Genomic DNA, 21,819 nt, shown 5'->3' on the forward strand with positions numbered 1-21,819 from the left:
GCTCAGTCGTCCGCGCCGGACTCGCCCGCGGGCGGGTCTCTCCGCTCTTCGCGGCCCGCGGTGGCGTCGCCGGGCATCTCGACGGTCATCGGCTCTTCGTCGGGGTCCGCGCCGAGCGGTTCGATTCTGACGCTCGACACCTTGTACTCGGGGATGAACGAGGTGGGGTCGGTTTCGTGCGACGTGAGTTCGTTCACCGCGCCGCGGGCGAAGTGCATCGGGATGAAGACGACGCCCTCGTCGGATGTCTCCTCTACGTCCGCGCGGACGACGATGCTCCCGCGCCGCGAGTGGACGCGGACGTACTCGCCGTCTTTGACGCCCAGCGTCTCGGCCATGTTCGGGTGGATGGTGACGAAACTCTCCGGGACGCTGTGCATCAGTGCCTCGACGCGCCGCGTCATCGTCCCCGTGTGCCAGTGATAGAGGACGCGCCCCGTCGTGAGCATCAGCGGATACTCCTCGTCGGGCATCTCTTTGGGCCCGGCGTAGTCTGCGGGGACGAACCGCGCGAGTCCGTCCTCGAAGTTGAACTCCTTCTCGTAGAGATACGGCGTCCCCGCGTGGTCGGCGTCCCAGACGGGCCACTGGAGACTGCCGTCCTCTTCGGCCAGTCGGTCGTAGTCGACGCCGCCGTAGATGGGAACGAGCGAGGAAATCTCCGCCATCACGTCGGAGGGGTCGTCGTAGTCCCACTCGTAGCCGAACCGGTCCGCGAGTCGGGTGAGGATATCCAGGTCGGATTTGGCCTGCCCCGGCGGGTCGATGGCGGGCCGGACCCGTTGGATGCGCCGTTCGGTGTTCGTGAACGTCCCCGACTTCTCGGCGGCGGAGGCGGCGGGCAGGACCACGTCCGCGTACTCGGCGGTTTCGGTGAGGAAGATGTCCTGCACGGCGAGGAAGTCCAACTGCTGGACCGCCTGTTGGGCCTCCGTCGAGTCCGGTTCCGACAGCGCGGGGTTCTCGCCCATGATGTACATCCCGCGAATCTCGCCCTCCGCCATCGCCTCGTACTGTTCGGGGAGGCGCAGACCGACTCTGTCCGGCGGGCGCACGCCCCACGCGTCCTCGAACTTGTCCAGTACCTCGTCGTCCTCTAAGTCCTGATAGCCCGGGAGCGTGTGGGGGGCCGGACCCATGTCGCCGCCGCCGCCCTGCACGTTGTTCTGGCCGCGGAACGGCGACAGGCCCGCGCCGGGTTTGCCCATGTTCCCCGTCACCAGAGCGAGGTTCGTCATCGCGAGCACGTTGCGCGTCCCGTGGGCGTGTTGGGTCATCCCCATCGCCCACCCGAAGATGCAGGTGTCCGCCTTCGCTATCGTCTCTGCGGCCTCTTTCAACTCCTCCGGCGGGACGCTCGTCAGTTCCTCGACGCGTTCGGGCGTGAACGGTTCGACCTTCTCTTTCAGTTCGTCGAAATGCTTCGTCCGGTTCTCGATGAACTCCTCGTCGTGGAGGCCCTCGGAGATGATGTGGTGTACCATCCCGTTTATCCACGCGATGTCGCTCCCGGGACGCGTCCGAGAGTACTGCGTCGCGTGTTCCGCGAGTCCGACCTTCCGCGGGTCGAAGACGAACAGGTCCGCGCCGTCGCGGGCGTTCTGCTTTATGCGCGTCGCGAGGACGGGGTGACTCTCCGTGGTGTTCGACCCCGTGATGAGGTAACAGTCCGTCTCCCCGACGTCCTCGTTGATTCGCGTCGCCATCGCGCCGTAGCCGACGGTCTGTTGCAGACCGGCGACCGTAGAGGAGTGACAGAGGCGCGCGCAGTTGTCCACGTGCGGCGTCTGTAGCACCTGCCGGGCGAACTTCTGGTTCAGGAAGTTCTCCTCGTTCGTCGCCTTCGAAGAGGAGGTGACGGCGATGGAGTCCGTGCCGTGTTCCTCTCGAATCGCGGTGAGGTTCTCGTGTATCTCGTCTATCGCCTCCTCCCACGTCGCCTCGCGGAACTCGCCGTCTTCCTTGATGAGGGGCGTATCGAGTCTGTCGTCGCTGTTCGCGAACTCGTAGCCGAACTTCCCTTTCACGCACGTCGAGAAGTCGTTCGCGGGCGCGGATTTCGCGTCCTCGGCGGGGCGAACGCCGAGTACCTCGCCGTCCTTGCCGTACAGGTCGAACCGGCATCCGACGGCGCAGTAGTTACAGGTCGTCTCGGCTTTGGTGACCTGTGAGAGGCGAGCCTTTCCGACGGTGGACGCGACGTCGAACAGCCACCCCGCCGGAATCGACTCGGAGGTGATGTCCTCTGCGACGTGTTCTGCCCGTTGCATCATCGTCTTCCCGACGCGCGTTCCCTTCTCGCGCGCCTGTTTCTTCGCTTTCGCCATGTAGCGTGCGACGCCGGAGCGTCCGTCCGCCTCGCCCGTCGCGCCCGCGCCGCCGACGTCGCGGTTCGGACTGTCGGACACCTCCGCCGTCTCGACCGGGACGTGTTCGTGCACCTTGCCGATGGAGTTCTTCTGTGAGAACCCGGGAATCGGAAGGGTAGTGGTGTCTACGAGTCCCTTCTCCACTAACGACCCCGTCGGGCAGACGGTGGCGCAGTGGCCGCAGGAGACGCAGGTGGAGTCGTCGAACGTGTCCGCGTCGTTCTGGAAAGCGATGTGCAGGTCGTTTCCGGTGTCGCCCTCCATCTTGAGGACGCCCTCCACCTGCACGTCGTTGCAGGCTTCGACGCAGCGGTTACAGAGGATACATTTGTTGCGGTCTATCTGGATGACGGAGGAGGTGTCGTCGAGCGGAACGTACTCGTCTCTGTCCTCGAAGACGCCGTACCGCGGTTCGTGAACGTCGTTCTCGATGGAAGCGTCCTGCAACTCGCAGCGCCCGTTCTGCCCGCAGGTCGTACAGCGGAGGTTGTGGTTCGAGAGTATCAGATCGAGGTTCACGTCGCGCATGTTCGCGGCGTCCTCGTCGTCGGTGCGGACGGTCATGCCGTCCTCGACGGGGAAACTGCAGGACGGGACGATTCCGTGTTCCTCCGTCTCGACCATACACGTCCGACACTCGCTCCGCGGCCCGATGTTTTCGGCCTGTTCGGAGTCTCTGTCGTAGTAACAGAGCGCGGGAACGGTGTCGTCGGTGTCGAGGGATTCGATCGCGTCCACGATGGTCGACCCCGGCGGGAGCGCGATGCTCTGTCCGTCCACGGTGACCTCCGCCATCCCCTCGGTCCGAGAGCCGACGTCCGGGTCGTTCGCGGTGCCGGTGACGAAGTCCTCGGTCAACGGCGTCGAAGGTCGGGGATCCTCCACGTCCGGGACGCCCGGAAGCGGGTCCGAGTGCGCTTCGTCGACGGGCGACAGTTCGTCTGAGCTCATGCGCTCACCTCCTCACACTCACCGGCGGGACATCTCCCGTCCGCGTGCGCGAGGAACTCGCGTTCGAACGCGTCGATCGCGGTGTCTATGGTTCGACCGGCGGTCCGGCCGAAGTCGCAGGTGCTCGTCGCTCGCATCGTGCGGGCGAGTTCCCGGAGCATGTCGTCGTCGTAGTCGCCGTCGTACACGTCCCGGAGCATCCCGACCAACTGTTTCGACCCCTCGCGGCAGGGCGCGCACCGCCCGCAGTTCTCGTCGCGCGCGAACCGGGCGCGCTTGCCCGCCGTCGCCACCGCGCATTTGTCGTCGTCGAACAGTTCGACGATACCCTCGGTGCCGAGGTTCGCGGCGTCTAAGGCCGACGACGACGCCGCGTGGTCGAGGTGCCGCGTGACGCCGCCGAACTGCCCGCCGACGACGACCATCTTCGGCGACCCCTCGAACCCGACGGCGTCGCGGACCGCAGAGAGCGACCCGCCCGTCGGGAGTTCGACCGTCGCGGGCGCGTCCACGTCGCCGGTCACGCTCAGCAGTCGCGTACCCGGGTCGGCGTCGTCCGCGCTGAATCGCTCCGGGTTCGCGAGGGCGGCGCGAACCTGCGCGAACGTCCGCGGCGTGTGGACGAGCGTCGGCCGCCCGTAGAGACCGTGAACGGCCGTCGAGGGGGGTCTGAGGCGCGCTTCGATTCGCTCCGACCCCTCCAGCGCTTCGAGCGCCATCGTCGGTTCGCCGGCGATGTACCGGTCGGGCCCGGCGACGACTTCCGGCCGGGACTCGATGCGTCCCGCTTCGAGGAGTGCGTCGGCCGCCTCTCGCACGCGACGGCGCGGAAGGTCGGCGTCGGTGGCGTACACCACCACGTCCGTCGCCCCGACGGCGTCGGCCGCCAGCGCCGCCCCCTCGACGACGCTCGCGGGGTCGGACTCCAAGAGCAGCGAGTCCGCCCGGTTCCGCTGGTCGCGGTCGTTCGCGTTGACCACCACCACCGGGTCGCCCTCCGTCTCTCGCGCCGTCTCCCACGCGTCGCCGACCGACTCGTCGCGGTGGGCGTCTCCCCGACCCCGGCCGAGGATTCCGACGTCCGAGACGCGTTCGCGGACGGTCTCCGGGTCGGTCACGGGCAGTGGGTCGGGAACCTCGCTCGCGGTGACCCATCCGCACCGTTCGAGGATGCGGCGACGGCCGACCGAGAGGGGCCCCTCGCTCGGCGTCGGGAGCGTCTCCGCGTCCTCGTCGTGTTCGACGACGGCCGTCGCGTCGTCGACCGGGAGGCGCCCGGATTCGAGCGTCTCGACGATTCGTCGCGCGCGCGCGCCGCCGCAGTTCGCGTGGTACGTGGTCCGTCCGTCGAGCGAACAGAGCACCAACGGTTCCAGTCGGTCGATTCCCGTCGGTCCGGTCTCTCGGACCACGGCGTCGTTCGCCGCGCCTCTGGCCCTGTCGAAGACGGCTTCCGACGAGGAGACGCGGCGTCCTTCGTCTGGCCCGCCTCGGTGACCGTACGACCCGACTGTGACCCGGACGGTCGGACCGCTATCGCCCGTTGTTGACATACACCTGTTTCCGGACAGTACTGATGAAAGGTTTATTGGCGGTTTACTTACCTTTGGGCTCAGAACGGCGCCGTGAGGTGAGAGTCCCCGCCGCTCCGACGACGCCAGAGCAGAACCAAAACGAGAGCGAAGACGGCCACTCCGAGGGCGAGTTTGGCGCGCCCGATGCCGCCGGACTCCTCCGACTCGTCCGCCTCAGTCTCGTCGTCCGTCCCCGCCGTCACGTCCCCCTCGGCCTGCGCGTCGGCGGTGGACCGGACCGTCGTCTCGTCCGGTTTCGTCGTCTCCTCTTCGGTCTCTTCTTCGGCCTGCGTCTGTTCGTCCGTCTGTTCTTCTTCCGTCTCTTTCGTCTCTGCGTCCGAAGACATACGCCCCAGTACGCTCGGGGGGAAGGTAGTCGTTCGCCACAGCGTCAGTCTCGGCAGTCGAGTTTCAACACTTTTGACGGAGGACCGCATCGCGCCGGTATGGTCGAGGCGTTCGCCGTCGCGAGTGGGAAAGGTGGAACCGGGAAGACGACGAGTACGCTCGCACTCGGGATGGCTCTCGCCGAACGGTACGACGTGACCGTCATCGACGCCGACACGGGCATGGCGAACATGCTGTTTCACACCGGGTTAGACGACGCCGACGTGACGCTTCACGACCTGTTGGTCGCTGACCGCGACGCGGCCGTCGGAGACGCCGTCTACGATCGGTTCGGACTCTCTGTCGTCCCCTGCGGGACGAGTCTCGACGCGTTCGAGGCTGCCGAACCCGCGCGCCTCCGCGAGGTGGTCGCGGAGTTAGCCGCCGACACGGACGTCCTCCTTTTGGACTCGCCGGCGGCCCTCGGGTCCAAGAGCGCCGTCTTGCCCGTCGTTCTCGCGGACCGCGTGGTGGTCGTCCTCCAACCGACGGTCCCCTCGCTCTCGGACGGGCTGAAGGTACAGGAGTACGCGCGCTCCTACGGGACGGAGACGGCGGGCGTCCTCTTCAACCGCGTCCGTCCGGACGCGGACGTCGAACAGGTGTCAGAGCAGGCGGCGCGCTACTTCGGCGGGACGACGCTTTCTGCCGTCCCCGAAAGCGACGCGGTACGGGCGGCCCGCCGCGAGGGAAAACCCCTGTTGGCGCACGCGCCGGAGGACCCGGCGGCCGACGCCTTCCGCGACGCCGCGGAGTCGTTGGACGTCCGCCCCGGCGGCGACGCGGCGGGCGTCGCGGACCGGTTCCGAAGCGCAGTCGTCCCCGATCGGGTGTGACCGTGTCCGCCGAGGTGCAGATACCCGAAGGCGACCTGATTCGCTCGCGCGTCGTCTCCGACGCCGGCGTCACGCTCTCTGCGGCCCTCGACGGCGAGTTGACGGGCTACGCCGTCGTCGAACCGCAGGACGCGCTTCTGTTGGGCGAGGGGGGCCGCGCCGTCCTCACGTTCGAAGGCGGGGTTCCGGTGTCGGCGTACGACCCCTCGACGGACCGCGGCGGAAGCGACGCCCTCGCCGACTTCGCCGTCGCGGGCCCGTACCGCGTCGAAGTGTACGAACTCCCGGCGTCGGCGCTCGAACCGGCCCACCGGGCCGAGGACCTGCGAGTCTCCCCGACCGAACCCGCAGACCGGTTGGCCGACGACGGGACTCTCGTCGACCGAACCCGCCAGGCGACGCCCGAAGAGAGACTCGAAGACGAGGCCGAAGAGAGCGCAGTCGCGGAGTTTCTCGCGGACGCAGAACGCATCGAGTCCATCCGGGAGGAGGCGCGCGAGGAGGCGGCCGCGCGCGCCGAAGAGTGGGGACTCACAGAGCAGTTAGAGGAGTGAGAGCGGGGCCGAACCGCACCGACCGCACCGACTGTGCCGACTGCACCCACCGCACCGACTAACTCCTCGGCCGCCGAACGGGAACGCGTGACCGTTCTCACGCTAGTTCCGCTTCGGACGGCGGCGGACTTCGCCGACTGGTTTCGCCCCGGCGCGGAGTACGTCCTCCGGGTGGCCGACGGGATGGGACTCGAAACCGAGGGGCTGTCGGCCGTCGTAGACGAGGCGGAGGCGGCGATGCGCGACGACCGGGCCGGGAGCGACGTCTCCGAACCCGTCGCCCGCGTCGTCTCCTCTGCCCTCCTCGCGGACGCCGCGTTCGGACCGCCGTTCTTGGAGTGGACGCCTGTCTGGTACGAACTCGCGTTGGCCGGGCCGACGCGCTACGCAGACTGGCGACTCCGCCGAGTCGCCGCGCGGTACGCGGAGACGCTCGACTCCGTCTCGGTGCCGCGGTACAGTCGCCCCCGCGACGTCCTCGTCGAGGGCCGTCCGGCGACTGCGTTCGTCTCGGGGTTCACGGACAGATTCGCGTTCGCGTCGGCTCTCCTCCACGTCGAGTGGTTCGCCCCCGTCGCCCGGGAGTGGGGTCTGTCGCTTCCCTCCGGTCTGGTCGAACGGACGCGCCGCGAGACGGTCGAACTGTACGCCGGTCGGCGTTCGGTTGCCGACCTCTCGCCCGACGTTCGCCGGTTTCAGCGCCTGCTCTTTACGGACGAGACGTGGGTTCGCGACGTGGACGACCGGTACGGACTCGATAGCGCCCTCTTCTCGGTGTGGGAGCGAGTGTTGCGGCGCGAACGGAGACGATTCGCGGCAGAATAGTTCCGCGACGGCCGACGCGGCGCGGCGACGGTTCAGACGCCGGGGATGCCCAACGCGTCGGGCGTGACGACGCCGAGCGTACCGAGTGCAAAGAGGATGACCACGGCGACCAACCACGCGACGATGCCGATGCCCGCCGCAGTCCCCCACCCGCCGGGGTATATCCAGTTTATGACGCCCACCCAGATGACGAGCATCAGTATCGGGCCGACGAGGGGGATGCCGCCGAGAAAGTAACTCACCAACGCCCACACCGTCGCGCCGACGAGAGCGGTGAGTATCGCCCGGCGAAATCCGGTGTCGCGGTCCACCAGCAGTTTCGCGCCGGCGGAGATGCCGGCGGCACCGACGAGCAGTCCCACGAACCAGATGAGCGCCGAAGAGACGATGCTCTCTACCATCGTTATTTGTTCCGTTTCCACCGGGCGTTGAGTTCTATCGACTCCTTGTTGCCGCGGAGCATCGACGACCGCTCTATGACCTCTATCTCCGTCTTCACGTTCGGCGTCGGACTCAGGTTCACGCTCTTGTTCCCGACGGGGATGTTCGCCTCCGACTCCCCGTCGAACTGGTCGGCCAGGTCTCGGAGGTATTCAGCGAACTCCTGTCTGTCCATCGTCTGACTGGATTCTGTCGAACTCGCCATACCCGTTGACTTGGTTCGATGCTCGAAAAGAGTGCGGGCCGAATCGACGAGCGAATTAGATTATCGCGCGTATTTCACGATATAGACACACTCTCCGTTCGATATTGCTACTCCGAGCCGAGTTACGGTGACCGCCGCAGTCGCGGCTTACGCGACGGGGCGGACGACGACGGTGACAGTACTCCGCTCTCCGGGGCCGACGACCGAGAGGTCGAACGCCGCGGCGACGACAGTCGTCTCGCCCGCGCGGTCCTGGACGACGACGCCGTCTTCGACGACGCAGGACCCGAAGTTCCGGCCGTCACCGCGCGGACACCGTCGCCCCGCCCACCGCGCGGCGGCCGACCCGTTCGCGGAGACGGTGAGCGACCGTTCGTCGCCCGCCCTGTCCCGGGCGAGGCGGCGCGCGTCGGCGTCGACGGCGTCCCGAACCGTCTCGGCCGCGGCGTCGCGCCTGCCCCACGTGTACGCTCCGTCCACGTCGGCGGACGCGACGACGAGCGACGTTCGGAGCGTCTCGCGCGCCTCGTCGAGTCTCGACGGGTCGGTCGGTCCGGGAGTCTCCGTCCGGTCGGCGTCGTAGCCGAGTTGCGCGTACGCCACCGTCATCGGAACGAGGGCGACGGCGACGACGACGGCGGCCAGGAGGACGACCTGTCCTCGGTCCGCAGTCATACGTACCACACCCAGAGCGTCACCGTGCATCCGGCGCTCTGCCGTTCGGCGTGCCCCGTCGGGAGTCCGTCGGGCCGCGGCGGCCCGGCGTCTCCGTGCGGGGTGACGAGGCGGAACGACACCGGTTCCGAGAGGACGGCGTCGAGGCGCGTCGCCAACGCCTCGCGTTCGTTCTCGAACGCCGACTCGGACCGGCAGGCGGCGGTCAGTCGCGAGATGCCGCTTCCCGTCGGCGGTTCGGCCGCCAGAACCGAGAGCGCGTCCGACGCCGTGCGGTCGAGGTGCCGTGCGGCGTCTGCGTCGCCGTCCGCGCCGACGGGCGCGAGGGCGAACCCCGACGCCACGGCGACGACGAGGAGGATGCCGACGACGGCTTCCGCGAGTGACGTGGCGAGTTGGGCGCGCCCGCCGCACGTCCCGTCTCCGTCAGGCACCGACGGTCACCACCAACTGTTCGGTCGTCGCGTTCGTCTCGGTCCACCGAACGACCGCCGTCGCGTTCCGGCCGCCTTCGAGCGCGAACGACAGTCTCGGCGACGCGACGGGCGGGACGGAAGCGACGTACTCGCCTTCGAGTCCCGACGCGTCGTGGAGAATCACCCGGTCGTTCGCCCGAACCGTCGTCACCGTCGCGTTCTCGCGGGCGGAGACTTCGAGTCCGACGCGTCTCACCCGGTCGGGGAGCGACACCGCCGTCCGTCCGGAGAGGTCCACCGTCTCCGTTCGAGGCGTCCCCTTTTCGACGCGGACGACTCTGCGGACGGTCGGACCGTCCGGGTCGCCCCGTTCGAGTAGCGTCTCGTTCCCGAGTCGGACGCGAACCGCGCGGCCGCGGACGGGCGGCGCGAGTCGGTCGAGTTCCGATGCGTTCAGCGCTCGCACCGCGGTTCGATTCAGGACGTTCGCGCGCCGCGTGTGGTTCGCGTCGGCGGCGACGAGGCGCGCGCCGGCCGCCTCGGCGGCGTGTCTCGTTCCCGGGTCCCGGTCCGCGCCGCCGAGTGCCCGGTCCGCGAGTGCGACGCTTCCGACCGTCGCGGCGGTCAGGAGGACGACTGCGGCGGCGAGAGCCAACAGGTTCGCCTGTCCGCGCGAGGACGCGGCGGTCACGGCGTCGCCTCCACCTCGGTGGCTCCGTCGGTCGGCGTCTCGTTCGCCGCTTCGGTCCAGTTGCCGTTCGCCAAGCGGACGCGCGGGCCGCGCGCCCCTCGACCGACGACGACCCACGACCGGTCCGAACTCGTCCACGTCCCCGTCACGTTCGACACCCGCGACGGCACCGCGAGTCGGACGCGCCCCCCGATACCCGCGTTCGGGTGGTCGAGGACGAGCGTCTCGTTCGCCGCGCGCACGCGGTACGGGTCGCCGCGGATGGTGTCCGGAAGCGGGACGGTGACGGCGCGTTCGACGCCGACGGACCCCGCTGGAACCGCGCCCTCGACGCGTTCTGCGGCCCCGACGAGGGCGCGTTCTCCCACTTCCGCCCCCGCGGCGGTCCGGTAGTCGGGGACGACGCCGCCGTAAAGCGTCGTCGTCAGCAACGCCACGAAGAGGACGGCGATGCCGACTTCGAGGCCCTTGCCGACGACGGGAGAGAGCGCTCGGTCCGCGGCGTCGGCCCGCCCCCGCATCCCGCCGCGCCGACGCCCCATCAGGCCACCTCCAGTCGCAGGTCGTGAACGACGAGGCGGACGCTCCGCCGCCCGGGGAAGGCGGCGACGACGCTCTCTGCGCCGTCGTCGTCGAAGTCGCGCCGCGTCGTCGTCGCGCCCCTGTCCTCGAAGTATCGCTCCCACGGGCCGGGCGCGGACGTCTCGACTGCGACCCGATAGCGGTTCTCCGGGAGCGCCGTTCTCTCGTGGGTGGTGTTCGTCCGGAACGTCACGTCTGCGGCCGTTCCGAGCGCGGAGACGGAGTCGGAGCCGGTCGCGTTGAGGACCGGAACGCCGACGTAGAGCGTTCCGTTCGCGGGTTCGATTGCGGGGGACGAACCCATCCGTCCGACGCCCGAGTGGGTCGTCGTCACCGCGCCCGCGTGGGAGGCGACGCGACGGCTCTCGCCTCCGGTTTCGTAGACGACACCGCCCGCGTGGGCCGTCCACACGACGGCCGAGTCGTTCAGGATGCGGACCGTCCGATTGACGACGCGGAGCGTCCCGCCGGAGATTCGAACCGTCGATTCGCCTCGGCCCGCGTTGGCCGCGGGGTCCAACGAGTCGTCGAGTGCGTCCGCGACGCGCGCGGATTCGCTCGCGGCGACGCCGTCTTGGACGGCGGTTCCGGCGGCGGCGGTGAGGACGCCGATACCGACGACGGTCATCGCCAAGAGGAGGGCGACGCCGACGACGGCCGACTGGGCTCTGTCGCTTCGGTCGTCTGCCTCTCCGCTCATATCACGCCCGCCCCCCGGAAGACGACGTGACAGAGGGAGACGAGTATCGCCGAGTGAAGCAGCGACTCGTAGCGCCCACGACTCGCCGCACCGGCGAACCACCCCGACGCGAGCATCGTCGTCTGCGTCGTCACGTAGATTCGGAACCGGTCGCGCTGTAAGTCCACGGCCGTCGGGTCCAGAGAGACGCCCGAGAGGTCCGACATAGAGGACAGTTGGGCGAACCCGTCGAACACCTGCGCACTCGTGGCGACGGTGATGCCGACGACGAGAATCGCCGTCGTCCACCCGACCGCGACGTAGACGAGCAGTCCAGAGCGGAGTTCGCGCTTCTCGTGGTAGAGCCGCCCGATTTCGCTCTGGAGCGTCTCGAACACCGTCCCGGTGTCGCTGCCAGCGTCTAACGCGCCCGTCACGAGTCCGATGGTCTGTTCGGCCATCGGCGTCCCGACGCGTTCGACGAACCGCTCTAACGCCGCCGTCCGCAGGTCCTCGTCGGTGCCGGTGTCCGGCGTGGTCAGTTGGAGGTTCGACGCCAGGTCCGCCACGTCGCCCGAGAGAGGCCCCAAATCCACGTCGCGGGCGACGTGTTCGACCGCCTCGCCGAACGGGCGGCCGAGGCTCACGTGTCCGGAGACGGCGTGGACGAAGTCCTTTATCTCGCGGTCTTTCGCGTCGTCGAGGCGGGCGCGGCGGACGGCGGTGACGCCGACCGGTAGCGCGTAGACGACGTACCCCGCGAGGGCGACGTCGATCCACTCCGCTCCGAGAACTGCGGCCGCGACGCCTCCGAGAACGCCGACGGGGAGAAAGACGACTGCGGCGCTTGCGGGGTTCGAGACGGCGGTGGCGAGCGTTCGGAGTTTCGAGGGCGGGCGTTCGTACTCGATTCGCTGGTCCGGGGGTCTGAGAGCGGCGACCAACGCCGAGGCGACGACGCCGACGGCGAGGATGAGGAGACCGCTGGCGTAGACGACGAACCCGCGGACGGTGGTGGTCCCGACGGGCGTCCACACCGACGCGGAGAGACCCGGCGCGATGAGACTCATCACCGTGAGGACGATAACCAAGAGCGCGGGCATCACGAGAAGGACGATGAACACCTCAGAGAGCAGTTCGAGAAAGCCCTCCGAGCGCTTTCGTTGGCGGTCCTGGCGGTGGCCGAGCATCCGACTCTCCATTCGGAGGTAGTTCCGGAGGGCGTCGGAGCCTTGGTCGGCGTGTTCGCGGTACTTCAGGAGGAACGGCGAGAGGGTATCCTGCGCGGGCGTGTCGCGGGCGACGCGCCGCAGTCCCTCGTTGACGTTGCCCGTCATCGCGGCGGTGTTCAGCGCCTTCCGAATGGAGACGGCCGTCTCGCCGTACGCGTCCGTGTCGGCGACGCGTCTGAGCATCGCCCGGCGGCCGTCGCTTCCCGACGCGAGGACGTGCAGGTAGCGCACCGCCCCCGGAAGCGTCCGTTCGATGTTCGACCGGCGGGCCGCGGCGACCCACCGGAGGTACCGCCCGCCGACGCCGACGGCGAGTCGCTTGGCTATCGACCCCGCGACGACGGCGAGAGCGAACGCGACCGGCAGTCGCGGAAGCGAAGGCACCGGCACCGTCTCGACGAGAGGAACGGCATCTTCGACGGCGGTCACGGACGCAGAGAGCGTCGCTTCCGGAACCGCGAGAGCGACGACGCCCGTCGGGAGAGCGACCAAGAGCGCGAACACCCACGAGACGGCGTACGTCCGCGCGAGATAGACGTCGAACCCGACGCGGAGGTCCGTGCCGCGGTAGGCGCGCCTGTCGCGTTCGTGGCGCGCGGCGTCGGCGTGCCGAGCGAACAGCGCGTAACACGCCCGGTTCAGGGCCGCAACGGAGACGCGTCCGCCGAGTGCGTCCTCGCGTTCTTCGCTCTCCTCGGCGAACGCGTCAGTCACGGGCACCACCGTCTTCCGCCGTTCTCTCGGTCATCTGCCGCCGGACGCGTTCGACCGTCGCCGCCTCGTCCGTCCGGAGGTCAGAGAGGAACGCGAACAGGCGGTCGAACTCCGCGACGCCCTCCTTTACGAGATACTGGACGTAGCCGTGCTTTCGGTGGAACTCGGCTTCGACGCTCTCTACGTCTCGGTCCGTCGCCGCCGCGAGGCGGTGAAAGACGCGGTGTCCGAGTCGCCGGTGGTCGTCGCCCATCCGCGGGTGGTCGTACTGCATCGAGAACGTCCCGTCCGTCTCGCGCCGCAGGACGGTGTTCCACCGGAGCGTTCGCCCGTTCTTCTCTATGGTTCCCGTTCGCGCCGTCGCGGGCAAGTCGTCGTACCCCTCCTCGTCGACGAGTTCGACCACCTCGCCGACGTACCGGTCGCCGTCGATGCGGCGCGGGAACACCACCACGTCGAGTTCTTCGAGGAGATAGGTCGGCAGTCCCTGTTCGACGACGCGGTTGACGAGCGTCTCGATATCCTCGGCGTGGGTGGTGCCGATGACGCCGTGTCCCGTGTTGAGAACCTCCGCGAACGTCTCGAACGACTCGGGCGTGTTCACCTCGGCGATGACCTCTACGTCGGGGTTGAGATAGTTCGCCTCCGTCATCAGGTCGGCCATCGAGACGCGCTTGAACTCGTTTTCGTGGTCGCGCGTCGTCAGGGAGATGCCCGTCTCGTGCGGGAGGTGAACCTCCCGGGACCCCTCGTCGATGCTCACCGGGCGGTGGTCGAACGGGACGAACGGCATGTGAGCGTTCATCAGCGTCGTCTTTCCGACGCCCGTCGGCCCGGAGAACAGGACGACGCCGTGGTGTTCGTACAGCATCCAAAGCAGGGCGACGAGTTCCGTCGGAAGCGAATCGAGTCCGACCAGGTCCACGGGCGTCATCGGTTCCGCGGACTGCTTTCGGATGGAGACGTGGGGACCGCCCTCGGAGATGACGGGCAAGGCGACGGCGCAGCGAATCGTCTCGCCGTCGTCCTCCACGCCCGCACCCGCGCCGTCGGGTCCGCCTCGTCCCTCCGGTCGGTAGTTCACCTTCGCGGACGGTTGACTCGCGTTCAACTCGACGCCGTCGGAGGCGGCCAACTGGGTGACGACGTTGACGAAACTCGTCTCGTCTTCGAAAGCGAGGTTCGTCGGAACGCGGTTTCCGTCGCCGATGCCCGCCCGGGGGATGACCTTCACGCGTTCGCCGACGCGGTTCGCCTCCACGTCTTCGAGGTGGCCGTCGCGGATGGGGACGGTGAGGACGCCCTCGCCGACGTAGTCGCGGAGGACGTAGTACACCAAATCGTCCAAGCGGTCCTCGGCGAACCGCCGGTCCACGGGCGGGACGGCCAGACCGTACTCCGCGAGTGCGGTGCGGACGCGGTACTCGGTCGCTTCCATCCACGCCCGCGTGTTCCGCGCGGTGAGTTGCCGAGAGAGGAACTGCCGGGCGCGTTCGGCGACGAACTCGCGTCTGTCCTCTACGACTTCGTCGACGTTCGCCTCCCAGATTCGCTCCTTGCACTCGTCTATGAGTTCCTCGTCGCCGGGCAGGAGGTCGGGTTCGAGGACGGCGTACTTCGTCGTGAACCGGTCGTCGCCCAGCAGGTGTTCGCGGTGGATAACCACGTCCACGTCGAACCCGCAGAACGGGACGGTGTAGTGGCGAACTCTCTCGCCCGCGACTCTGTCGGCGAACTCGGCGTCCGCGCGGTACTCCGTGACCGCGGGCGCGTAGTTCGTCGTGTGGACGACGAGCGACCCGCTTCCGTCCTCGTCACCCACGTCGACCACCTCGATACGGTCGTCGAGTGCGAGTGGCGTCACCTCGCCGAGCAAGCGCAGTTCTCTGAGCGCGTAGTACTCGACGCGCCGACGGGCGGCGGGCGAGGCGTCCAAGAGTCGGTCGAACACGCGGCGGTACTTCGGCGGCACCCCACCTGCGGCGCGTTCTGCGGTACCCTCGCGAGTCAGCGGTCGCCGCCGATTGACGACGGAGAAGTGCGACCGAATCGAAGACAGCGCCGCTTCCTCGCGGGGGCCCAGTCCGGGTTCTCGAACGTCGTAGACGAATCCGACGCCGTCCTCGTCGTCGCGCACCGTCGTCACCACGCCCGGCGCGACTTCGTACTGCGCCCGAACGTCGGGCGCGTACCACGCATCCCCGTCGGACGGCGGGACGGGTGCCGGTACTCGCCCCCCGGTGTCGTCCGCCCCCGACTCCCCGATGGAAAGTGTCGGCCCGCGACTCATCGGTCCCCCCGCGAGACAGCCATCACTTCGAGCATAATTCGGCTTGTCTCCTCTCGGTATTTAAGCCTGGACACGAGTTATCGAGTATGATAACCAAACCCCGCTATCGCCGAACGAGGTACGAAACGGTGACACAAATCGACGGACAGAGAGTGGTTGACGAGACAGAAACTCCCACGCCGACGTCGGTCCGAAATTTTCGAACGTGCGAACGGCCGCGCCGCGATTCGGACGTGCGGTCGGCCGAGGCACGGAGAGGAACCGACTAGCTCGATTGCACCGTCAGGTCGTACTCGAAGAACTCGCCCGGGTAGAGGCTAGTGACGACGATTTTGTACGTTCCGGTCCGTCTCACGTCCCAGTCTCGGATGAGCGAATCTCGACCTGCTCCACCGTCGTTGTCCGCGTATTCCGGGAGAGTCTGACTCGTCGTCCGTCGCCGCGACCGAACCTGAGCTCGCAAGTAGACCGCCGGACAACGCCGCTCCCGTTCGGAGTACCCTTCTTCTGGATGCTTCTATCTTCGAGGGCAATCTGTCGTCCATGTGGTGCTCCGGGAGAGAGAAATAAATGTTTATTAATTAATATTTTCTCAGACGGAGAGAACTATGACTCCGCCGAGTAACTGCGGAAACCGAGAAGGTACCGATCCGCTCGCAACATCGGCTCGGAGAGTCAGATCGAACGCGTCGGAACCGAGTGGTCCGCGATGGGCATCGCTCGCCGCCACGACCACTCGAAGAGGTCGAGTGCCCACTCCATGGACTCCTCGTCGTCGGCGACGATTTCGGTCTTGGCGTCGTACTCCCCGTCGAGGGTCGGCAAGGAGAGGAACGTCGTCTCGTCGGTGACTGCGAGAGCGAACTCGACGTCAAGAACGCGAATCGAGAGGTTCTCCGGAACCGGAACCACGCCGTCGTCGTGTCTCCTGATCGCCTCGATTACGGCGTCCGTCACGACGAGGCGACCGGGATGCTCTCGACAGACCGTTCGGAGCGTCCTCCCGAGATTCGGAAAGTGAACCGGTGCGACGACGGCGACGCGTTCCGAGCCGACGAGTTGTTCGTGGATGAGGCGGACGATGCCCGCCGGGTCGGCGTCCGACACCCGAATCACGTCCGCTTCGCGGAGCGACTGGAGTCGCCCCCGAAACGAGTTCGGGAGGGCCGTCGCGTCGTGCGTCCGCCAGTAGTCGGCGTCCGACGCGAGAAGTTCGTCGAGTCGCCGACGGTCACTCACGACTTCGGAGACGACGAGGCCGATTCCGGTCAGCGACCACTCGTCGTCGTCGTCTCGTCTGATGAGGCCTCTCTCGTGGAGTTCGCTCGTCGCCGCGTAGATTCCCGATTCGCTCCCTTCGAGTTCCGCACAGAGGTCCTGCGTCGTCGCGCGCGAATCCACCAACCGACAGAGGACGGACTCGCGAGTCGTAGAACTCGTCACGAATTCGACGAACGATGCAGGTCCTCTCGTCGTCACAAAATGCCTGTCTGGCGTGGGCGAACCTAAACCCAGCGGAGCGTATCGAATCGGTCGGAGGGCCGAAGAACGGGGACCGAAGTCCCCGCGTTGGAGAGTTCGTCCCGGCACACCGGTGGGGTCACTCGGGTCTCAGGGCCGTCGGTATCCCCGCGACATTCCTGCACGGAAGATGTCCCGGAGACGAATTCCCGTATTCTGCAGGAGTACTTCAACCTTTACTTAGTCTGACAATAAATTCCCGGCGAGGCTTCAAAATTCCAGTCCGACTGGAACGGCTCCGAGACGGGGGCGACGTCCACCGACTGGGAACGCGGTCGCCGAGCGGTCCTCCTCTTGCTTTCGTGTCATCGCATTTTAACTTTACTGCCACGTTCGCGCGGTGCGACTCGGACCGACGCCGCGGTAGCGGGCGGGAAACTCCGCTCTGTCTGCCGTTCTCCCTCGAAACTACTTTACGGTGTGTCGCGGTATCCCGTGTCGTGAAGCGAACGGCCGGTCGGACGCTGGCTCTCGCCGTCCTCGCCGTCCTCGCCCTCGGCGTCGCCGCCGCCACCATCGATACGGCCGTGACCGGGGGGGCGGGCGGCGGGTTCGGCTCTTCGGGCGCGACGGGCGGCGGTCCGACGACGGCCGACGACGTCGGCACCGACGGGACCGGATGGTCCGCGCCACCGCTGTTTGCGCCCGTCTGCATCCCGTTTCTCACCCGACCGCTCGTCGTCTTCGCCCTCGTCGCCCTGTTCGCACTGCTCGTCGGGGCGACGTACCGAGAGACTCGGTCTCTGCTCCCCGTCGCCGCAGTCGTCGTCTCGTTCGGCGTTCCGGGCTACGTGCTGTGGGCGTTTCTGACCGTCTGTTCCGTCGACCCCTCCTCGAACGAGGTTCTGCCCCCGCCGGACCCGCCGAACATCTCGGTGCCGCAGGGCGGCGGCGGAGTTCCCGGTTCGGGTGACGGCCAACTCACGGCCCCGAGCGTCGTCTTCGGTCTCGTTCTCGTCCTCGCGGTCGTCGGGGCCGTCGCCCTCTTTTTGTTCTCGACGGGCGACGACGAGGCGTCCGACCCCGACGCCGTCCCCGAGGCGGCCGACTCGGAGGTTGACGTCGGAGATATCGGACGGGCCGCGGGTGCCGCCGCCGACAGAATCGAGGGCGACGCGGACGTGGAAAACGAGGTGTACCGCGCGTGGGGAGAGATGACGACGCTTCTCGACATCTCGAATCCGAAGGCGAGTACGCCCGGGGAGTTCGCCGACGCGGCGGTCACCGCCGGGATGGCGCGCGACGACGTCGAGGAACTCACGCGCCTGTTCGAGGACGTCCGATACGGCGGGCGGACGCCGACCGAAGAACGGGAGTCGCGGGCCGTCGCGGCACTCCGACGCATCGAATCGACGTACGCGGGGGACGAGACGTGAACGCCTCCGACCTGATGGGCGCGATAGGCGGTCTCTGCGTCGTCTTCGGCCTCGCCAGTCTGGCCGGCTACGCCGTCCCGGGGCTGAGCGCGACGTACGTCTTCGTGACGTTCGTCGGCGTCGTCGCGGGGATTCAGGGGCTCCGGTACGCTCTCGCACGACGGAACGTGACCGTCCTCGAAACGGAGACGGGCGACTCCGAGCGTCGGTATCGGGTGCCGGTCCCCGGCGACGACGCGGACCGAGAACTGTCGCTCTCGGGCGGGTGGCGCGGACGTCGCGGGTCTTCGACCGTCCGAGAGCGAATCCGAGAGGCGGCGATCCGAACGCTCGTCCTCCGGGACAACTGCACCGAGGCCGAGGCCGAAGCCCGAATCGACGTGGGGTCGTGGACCGACGACCCGGTCGCGGCGCAGTATCTGGGCGCGGACGCGTCGGTTCCGTTGCGGACGCGCCTCCGTCTCGCCGTCCGCGGGAACGCCCCGGCAGTGCGCGCGAGACGGGCCGTCGCGGCGGTCGAGCGACTCCGCGCCGAGACCGACCGACGGCCCGAGAGCGCGCCCGGCGAACCGGCTGACGAATCGACCGACGGGACGCGGCGCACACCCGCGGGTGAGACCCGATGAGGTCGTTCGACACGAACCGGTGGACCGGAATCGAGGGCGCGGCGCTTCTCGCCGGGGCCGTCGGCGTCGTCGCACAGCGACCCTCGCTCCTCCTCGTGGCCGGTCTCGGCGTCGCTTACACCGCGTACGCGTGGTTCGGCGACGCGCCGACGCCGACGCTGGAACTGACGCGCGAACTGAGCGAGACGGCACCCGACACCGAGGAACCGGTCACCGTGACCGTCACGGCGACGAACGCCGGAGACGCGACGCTTCCCGACCTCCGTCTCGTGGACGAGGTTCCGCCCGCCTTGGAGGTAGTCGAGGGGTCTGCGCGCCTCGGAACCGCGCTCCGTCCCGGCGCGTCGGCGACGTTCTCCTACGAGGTGGAGGCGGTCCGCGGCGAACACGAGTGGGGGCCGCTGACGGCTATCGTCCGCAGTCCGAGCGGTGAGGAAGAACGTACGGCGGAGTTCGAAGCCGAGACGGTCCTCCGCTGTACCCCCTCGTTGGGTGCGACGGCCGACCTGCCGCTTCGCGGCCTCACGACGCAGTACACCGGACGAGTGGCGACGGACGTGTCGGGGGTCGGACTGGAGTTTTTCTCCACGCGCGAGTACCGTCACGGTGACCCGTTGTCCCGCATCGACTGGAAGCGCCGGGCCAAGACGGGCGAACTCGGCACCGTCGAGTTCCGAGAGGAACGCGCCGCGACCGTCGTCCTCCTCGTCGACGCTCGGAAGGAGGCGTACGTCGCCCCCGCGGGCGGCGACCGGAACGCCGTCGAACGGAGCGTGGACGCCGCGACGCAGGCGTTCACCTCACTTCTCGACAGCGGTGACCGCGTGGGCGTCGCCGCCCTCTCGCCGCACGAGTGTTGGTTCCCGCCGGGGACGGGTGCGGACCACCGCGCCCGCGCCCGCGAACTGTTCGGCTCTCATCCCGCACTCGCGCCGACGCCCCCCGAGGACGCGTACGTCGCCACCGTCGCCCTCCGCCGCCTCCGACGCCGCCTCCCGACGGACGCGCAGGTGCTTTTCTTCTCCCCGTTGGCCGACGACGTCGCGACGCTCACGGCCCGGCGAATCGACGCCTACGGCCACCTCGTGACGGTCGTAAGCCCGGACCCGACGGCCGGCGACAGCGCAGGACGCGGTTCGACGGGCGGTCGGACGGACTCCGAGGACACCACGGGGCACCGACTCGCCCGAATCGAACGGCAGAACCGCATCGACACGCTCCGTCGAGCGGGTATTCGCGTCCTCGACTGGGGCGAGGAACCGCTTGCGACGCAACTGGCCCGCGCCGCGCGGCGGTGGTCCGCGTGACCGAGATAACCCGGTCGCCGCCCGTCGTCGGGTCGTCGCTCTCTCTCGTCGCGGCCACCGTCGCCCTCGTTTTCGCGGCGCTCTCCGCACAGAGCGCGGTCGCTCCGGCGGCGGTGGGCGTCTTCCTCCTCGGCGTCGGCCTCTATCGCGCCTCGCGCCGACTCGTCACGCTGGGTTCCGCGGCGCTCTTTGTAGGCGTCCTCCTCGCGGGCGTCCGCGGCGGCGTCCCCGAAGCCGTCCTCCTGTCTGCGCTCGCGACCGTCCTCGCGTGGGACACCGCCGACCACGCACTCGGTATCGGCGAGCAACTCGGGCGCGAGGCGCACTCGTCGCGTCTCGTCTTCGTCCACGCGGCGACGACGCTCCTCGTCGGCGTGTTCGGATCCGCCCTCTGTTACGCCGTCTACCTCGCCGTCGGCGGCGGGCAACCCGTCTCCGCGGTGGTTCTGTTGCTCCTCGGCGCGGTGGCTCTCGTCTCCGCGCTCCGCGGGAGCGGAGAGTCGAATCGGGCGGTCAGGCGCGGGCGGTAGTCAGTCGAGCGTCGGCACTTCGACGCGTTCGAGGACGTCGGCGACGATACCGGCCTTCCGCACGTCGTTGACCTGCGCGTCGGGCGTGAGAACGAGTCGGTGCGCTAACACGGACGGGGCGACGCCCTTCACGTCGTCGGGCGTCGCGTACTCTCGCCCCGCGAGGACGGCGTGGGCGCGGGTGGTCTCCAACAGGCGTTGGGTCCCGCGCGGTGAGACGCCCACCTCGACGCGCCGGTCCGACCGGGTCGCTCTGGCTATCTCCGCGACGTACCGGAGGATGTCGTCGTCGACGCGAACCGCCTCGGGCGCGCGCCGGAGTTCCGCCACGTCGTCGCCGCGGAGGACGGCCCCCACCTCGGGGCTTCGATTCTCTCGCCCCACGCGACGGCGGAGCAGTTCGACTTCGCCCTCGACGTCGGGGTAGCCGACGTTCGTCTTGACGACGAAGCGGTCCACCTGCGCCTCGGGGAGGGGAAAGGTCCCCTCGCTTTCGACCGGGTTCTGGGTGGCGATGACGAAGAAGGGGTCGGGGAGAGCGTGCGTCTCGCCGTCTACGGTCACTTGTCCCTCCTCCATCGCTTCGAGCAGGGCGGCTTGGGTCTTCGGCGGCGCGCGGTTTATCTCGTCCGCGAGGACGACGTTCGCGAAGATGGGACCCTCCGAGAACTCGAACGTCCGCTCTGATTCGTCGTAGATGTTGGTCCCCGTCACGTCCGAGGGGAGGAGGTCAGGCGTGAACTGGACGCGCGAAAACGAGAGGCCGAGGGCGGTGGCGACGCTTTGGGCCGTGAGCGTCTTTCCCGTCCCCGGAACGTCCTCTATGAGGACGTGCCCGCGCGCGAGGACGCCGAGGAGGATTCGTTCGAGAAACGCGCGGTCGGCGACGACGGCCCGCGACACCTCGCGCAGAACCTCGTCGCACGACTGGCTCGCATCGGGGATGTCCATGCCTGCCACGTGTCCGCACGTGACTTAGTAGTCCGGGTCACGCCTCCGTCTGCGAAAAATCGAAACCGATTAATGAACCCCGCGACT

21 protein-coding genes are annotated in these 21,819 nt (G+C 68.4%); 7 read left to right on the forward strand and 14 right to left on the reverse strand.

What is annotated here, in order from left to right:
• Positions 1 to 2: 2 nt before the first annotated feature.
• Genes fdhF through BM167_RS02770 form a run of 3 tightly spaced genes read right to left on the reverse strand, consistent with a single transcriptional unit; the run spans position 3 to position 5,241 of the window.
• A complete protein-coding gene (gene fdhF / locus BM167_RS02760; protein WP_092888384.1) occupies positions 3 to 3,320 on the reverse strand; it encodes a formate dehydrogenase subunit alpha in 3,318 nt (1,105 codons plus the stop codon).
• Complete coding sequence (locus tag BM167_RS02765) at positions 3,317 to 4,873, reverse strand: NADH-ubiquinone oxidoreductase-F iron-sulfur binding region domain-containing protein (protein ID WP_092888387.1); 1,557 nt, start codon at positions 4,871 to 4,873, stop codon at positions 3,317 to 3,319. Before BM167_RS02765 ends, fdhF begins: the two co-directional genes overlap by 4 nt.
• 59 nt (positions 4,874 to 4,932) lie before the next feature.
• The gene (locus BM167_RS02770) at positions 4,933 to 5,241 is read right to left on the reverse strand and encodes a hypothetical protein (RefSeq protein WP_092888390.1); all 309 of its coding nucleotides are present in this window, start codon (positions 5,239 to 5,241) and stop codon (positions 4,933 to 4,935) included.
• Between the two features lie 99 nt (positions 5,242 to 5,340).
• Between BM167_RS02770 and BM167_RS02775 the strand changes: the two genes are divergently transcribed.
• The 3 genes from BM167_RS02775 (at position 5,341) to BM167_RS02785 (ending at position 7,496) form a co-directional block, all read left to right on the forward strand.
• On the forward strand, positions 5,341 to 6,117 hold the full coding sequence (locus tag BM167_RS02775; protein WP_092888393.1) for a nucleotide-binding protein: 777 nt from the start codon (positions 5,341 to 5,343) through the stop codon (positions 6,115 to 6,117).
• Positions 6,114 to 6,671, forward strand: coding sequence for a DUF8054 family protein (locus BM167_RS02780; protein WP_092888396.1), 558 nt, complete (start codon positions 6,114 to 6,116; stop codon positions 6,669 to 6,671). Before BM167_RS02775 ends, BM167_RS02780 begins: the two co-directional genes overlap by 4 nt.
• 87 nt (positions 6,672 to 6,758) lie before the next feature.
• Positions 6,759 to 7,496, forward strand: a complete 738-nt coding sequence (locus BM167_RS02785) for a DUF8116 family protein (protein WP_092888399.1) — start codon at positions 6,759 to 6,761, stop codon at positions 7,494 to 7,496.
• 32 nt (positions 7,497 to 7,528) lie between these two features.
• On the opposite strand, the gene BM167_RS02790 is transcribed toward BM167_RS02785, so the two are convergent.
• The 10 genes from BM167_RS02790 to BM167_RS02845 form a co-directional block, all read right to left on the reverse strand.
• Positions 7,529 to 7,897: a hypothetical protein gene (locus tag BM167_RS02790; protein WP_092888402.1), complete on the reverse strand. Its 369-nt coding sequence runs from the start codon at positions 7,895 to 7,897 to the stop codon at positions 7,529 to 7,531.
• 2 nt (positions 7,898 to 7,899) lie between these two features.
• Complete coding sequence (locus tag BM167_RS02795; RefSeq protein ID WP_092888405.1) at positions 7,900 to 8,142, reverse strand: amphi-Trp domain-containing protein; 243 nt, start codon at positions 8,140 to 8,142, stop codon at positions 7,900 to 7,902.
• Positions 8,143 to 8,289: 147 nt separating this feature from the next.
• Complete coding sequence (locus BM167_RS02800; RefSeq protein ID WP_092888408.1) at positions 8,290 to 8,817, reverse strand: DUF7261 family protein; 528 nt, start codon at positions 8,815 to 8,817, stop codon at positions 8,290 to 8,292.
• On the reverse strand, positions 8,814 to 9,251 hold the full coding sequence (locus BM167_RS02805) for a DUF7262 family protein (RefSeq protein ID WP_092888411.1): 438 nt from the start codon (positions 9,249 to 9,251) through the stop codon (positions 8,814 to 8,816). Before BM167_RS02805 ends, BM167_RS02800 begins: the two co-directional genes overlap by 4 nt.
• Positions 9,244 to 9,924 (reverse strand): DUF7263 family protein, encoded by a 681-nt coding sequence (locus tag BM167_RS02810; protein WP_092888414.1) that lies wholly within the window; start codon positions 9,922 to 9,924, stop codon positions 9,244 to 9,246. The genes BM167_RS02805 and BM167_RS02810 overlap by 8 nt, the downstream gene beginning before the upstream one ends.
• Positions 9,921 to 10,466 carry a DUF7266 family protein gene (locus BM167_RS02815; RefSeq protein ID WP_177213269.1) on the reverse strand — a complete coding sequence of 182 codons (546 nt, stop codon included), beginning with the start codon at positions 10,464 to 10,466 and terminating at the stop codon, positions 9,921 to 9,923. The genes BM167_RS02810 and BM167_RS02815 overlap by 4 nt, the downstream gene beginning before the upstream one ends.
• Positions 10,466 to 11,206, reverse strand: a complete 741-nt coding sequence (locus BM167_RS02820; protein WP_092888417.1) for a DUF7289 family protein — start codon at positions 11,204 to 11,206, stop codon at positions 10,466 to 10,468. The genes BM167_RS02815 and BM167_RS02820 overlap by 1 nt, the downstream gene beginning before the upstream one ends.
• The gene (locus tag BM167_RS02825) at positions 11,203 to 13,131 is read right to left on the reverse strand and encodes a type II secretion system F family protein (protein ID WP_092891050.1); all 1,929 of its coding nucleotides are present in this window, start codon (positions 13,129 to 13,131) and stop codon (positions 11,203 to 11,205) included. Before BM167_RS02825 ends, BM167_RS02820 begins: the two co-directional genes overlap by 4 nt.
• Positions 13,124 to 15,421 (reverse strand): type II/IV secretion system ATPase subunit, encoded by a 2,298-nt coding sequence (locus tag BM167_RS02830; protein ID WP_092888420.1) that lies wholly within the window; start codon positions 15,419 to 15,421, stop codon positions 13,124 to 13,126. The genes BM167_RS02825 and BM167_RS02830 overlap by 8 nt, the downstream gene beginning before the upstream one ends.
• 675 nt (positions 15,422 to 16,096) lie before the next feature.
• The gene (locus BM167_RS02845) at positions 16,097 to 16,864 is read right to left on the reverse strand and encodes a helix-turn-helix transcriptional regulator (protein WP_245781293.1); all 768 of its coding nucleotides are present in this window, start codon (positions 16,862 to 16,864) and stop codon (positions 16,097 to 16,099) included.
• Between the two features lie 518 nt (positions 16,865 to 17,382).
• Between BM167_RS02845 and BM167_RS02850 the strand changes: the two genes are divergently transcribed.
• From BM167_RS02850 to BM167_RS02865, 4 genes are read left to right on the forward strand one after another with little or no spacing between them, the layout of a single operon-like run.
• Entirely contained in the window at positions 17,383 to 18,318 is a 936-nt protein-coding gene (locus BM167_RS02850) for a DUF4129 domain-containing protein (protein WP_092888433.1), read from the forward strand.
• Positions 18,315 to 18,944 (forward strand): DUF7269 family protein, encoded by a 630-nt coding sequence (locus BM167_RS02855; protein ID WP_177213270.1) that lies wholly within the window; start codon positions 18,315 to 18,317, stop codon positions 18,942 to 18,944. The genes BM167_RS02850 and BM167_RS02855 overlap by 4 nt, the downstream gene beginning before the upstream one ends.
• A complete protein-coding gene (locus BM167_RS02860) occupies positions 18,941 to 20,251 on the forward strand; it encodes a DUF58 domain-containing protein (RefSeq protein ID WP_092888436.1) in 1,311 nt (436 codons plus the stop codon). The genes BM167_RS02855 and BM167_RS02860 overlap by 4 nt, the downstream gene beginning before the upstream one ends.
• Positions 20,248 to 20,781 (forward strand): DUF7519 family protein, encoded by a 534-nt coding sequence (locus BM167_RS02865; protein WP_092891052.1) that lies wholly within the window; start codon positions 20,248 to 20,250, stop codon positions 20,779 to 20,781. Before BM167_RS02860 ends, BM167_RS02865 begins: the two co-directional genes overlap by 4 nt.
• Here the strand turns inward: BM167_RS02865 and BM167_RS02870 are convergent, their stop codons facing one another.
• Positions 20,782 to 21,732, reverse strand: a complete 951-nt coding sequence (locus BM167_RS02870) for an AAA family ATPase (protein WP_092888439.1) — start codon at positions 21,730 to 21,732, stop codon at positions 20,782 to 20,784. It lies immediately after the preceding gene.
• Positions 21,733 to 21,819: the final 87 nt, after the last annotated feature.

This window comes from Halopelagius inordinatus, assembly GCF_900113245.1.
In the GTDB taxonomy this organism is placed as follows: Archaea; Halobacteriota; Halobacteria; order Halobacteriales; family Haloferacaceae; genus Halopelagius; species Halopelagius inordinatus.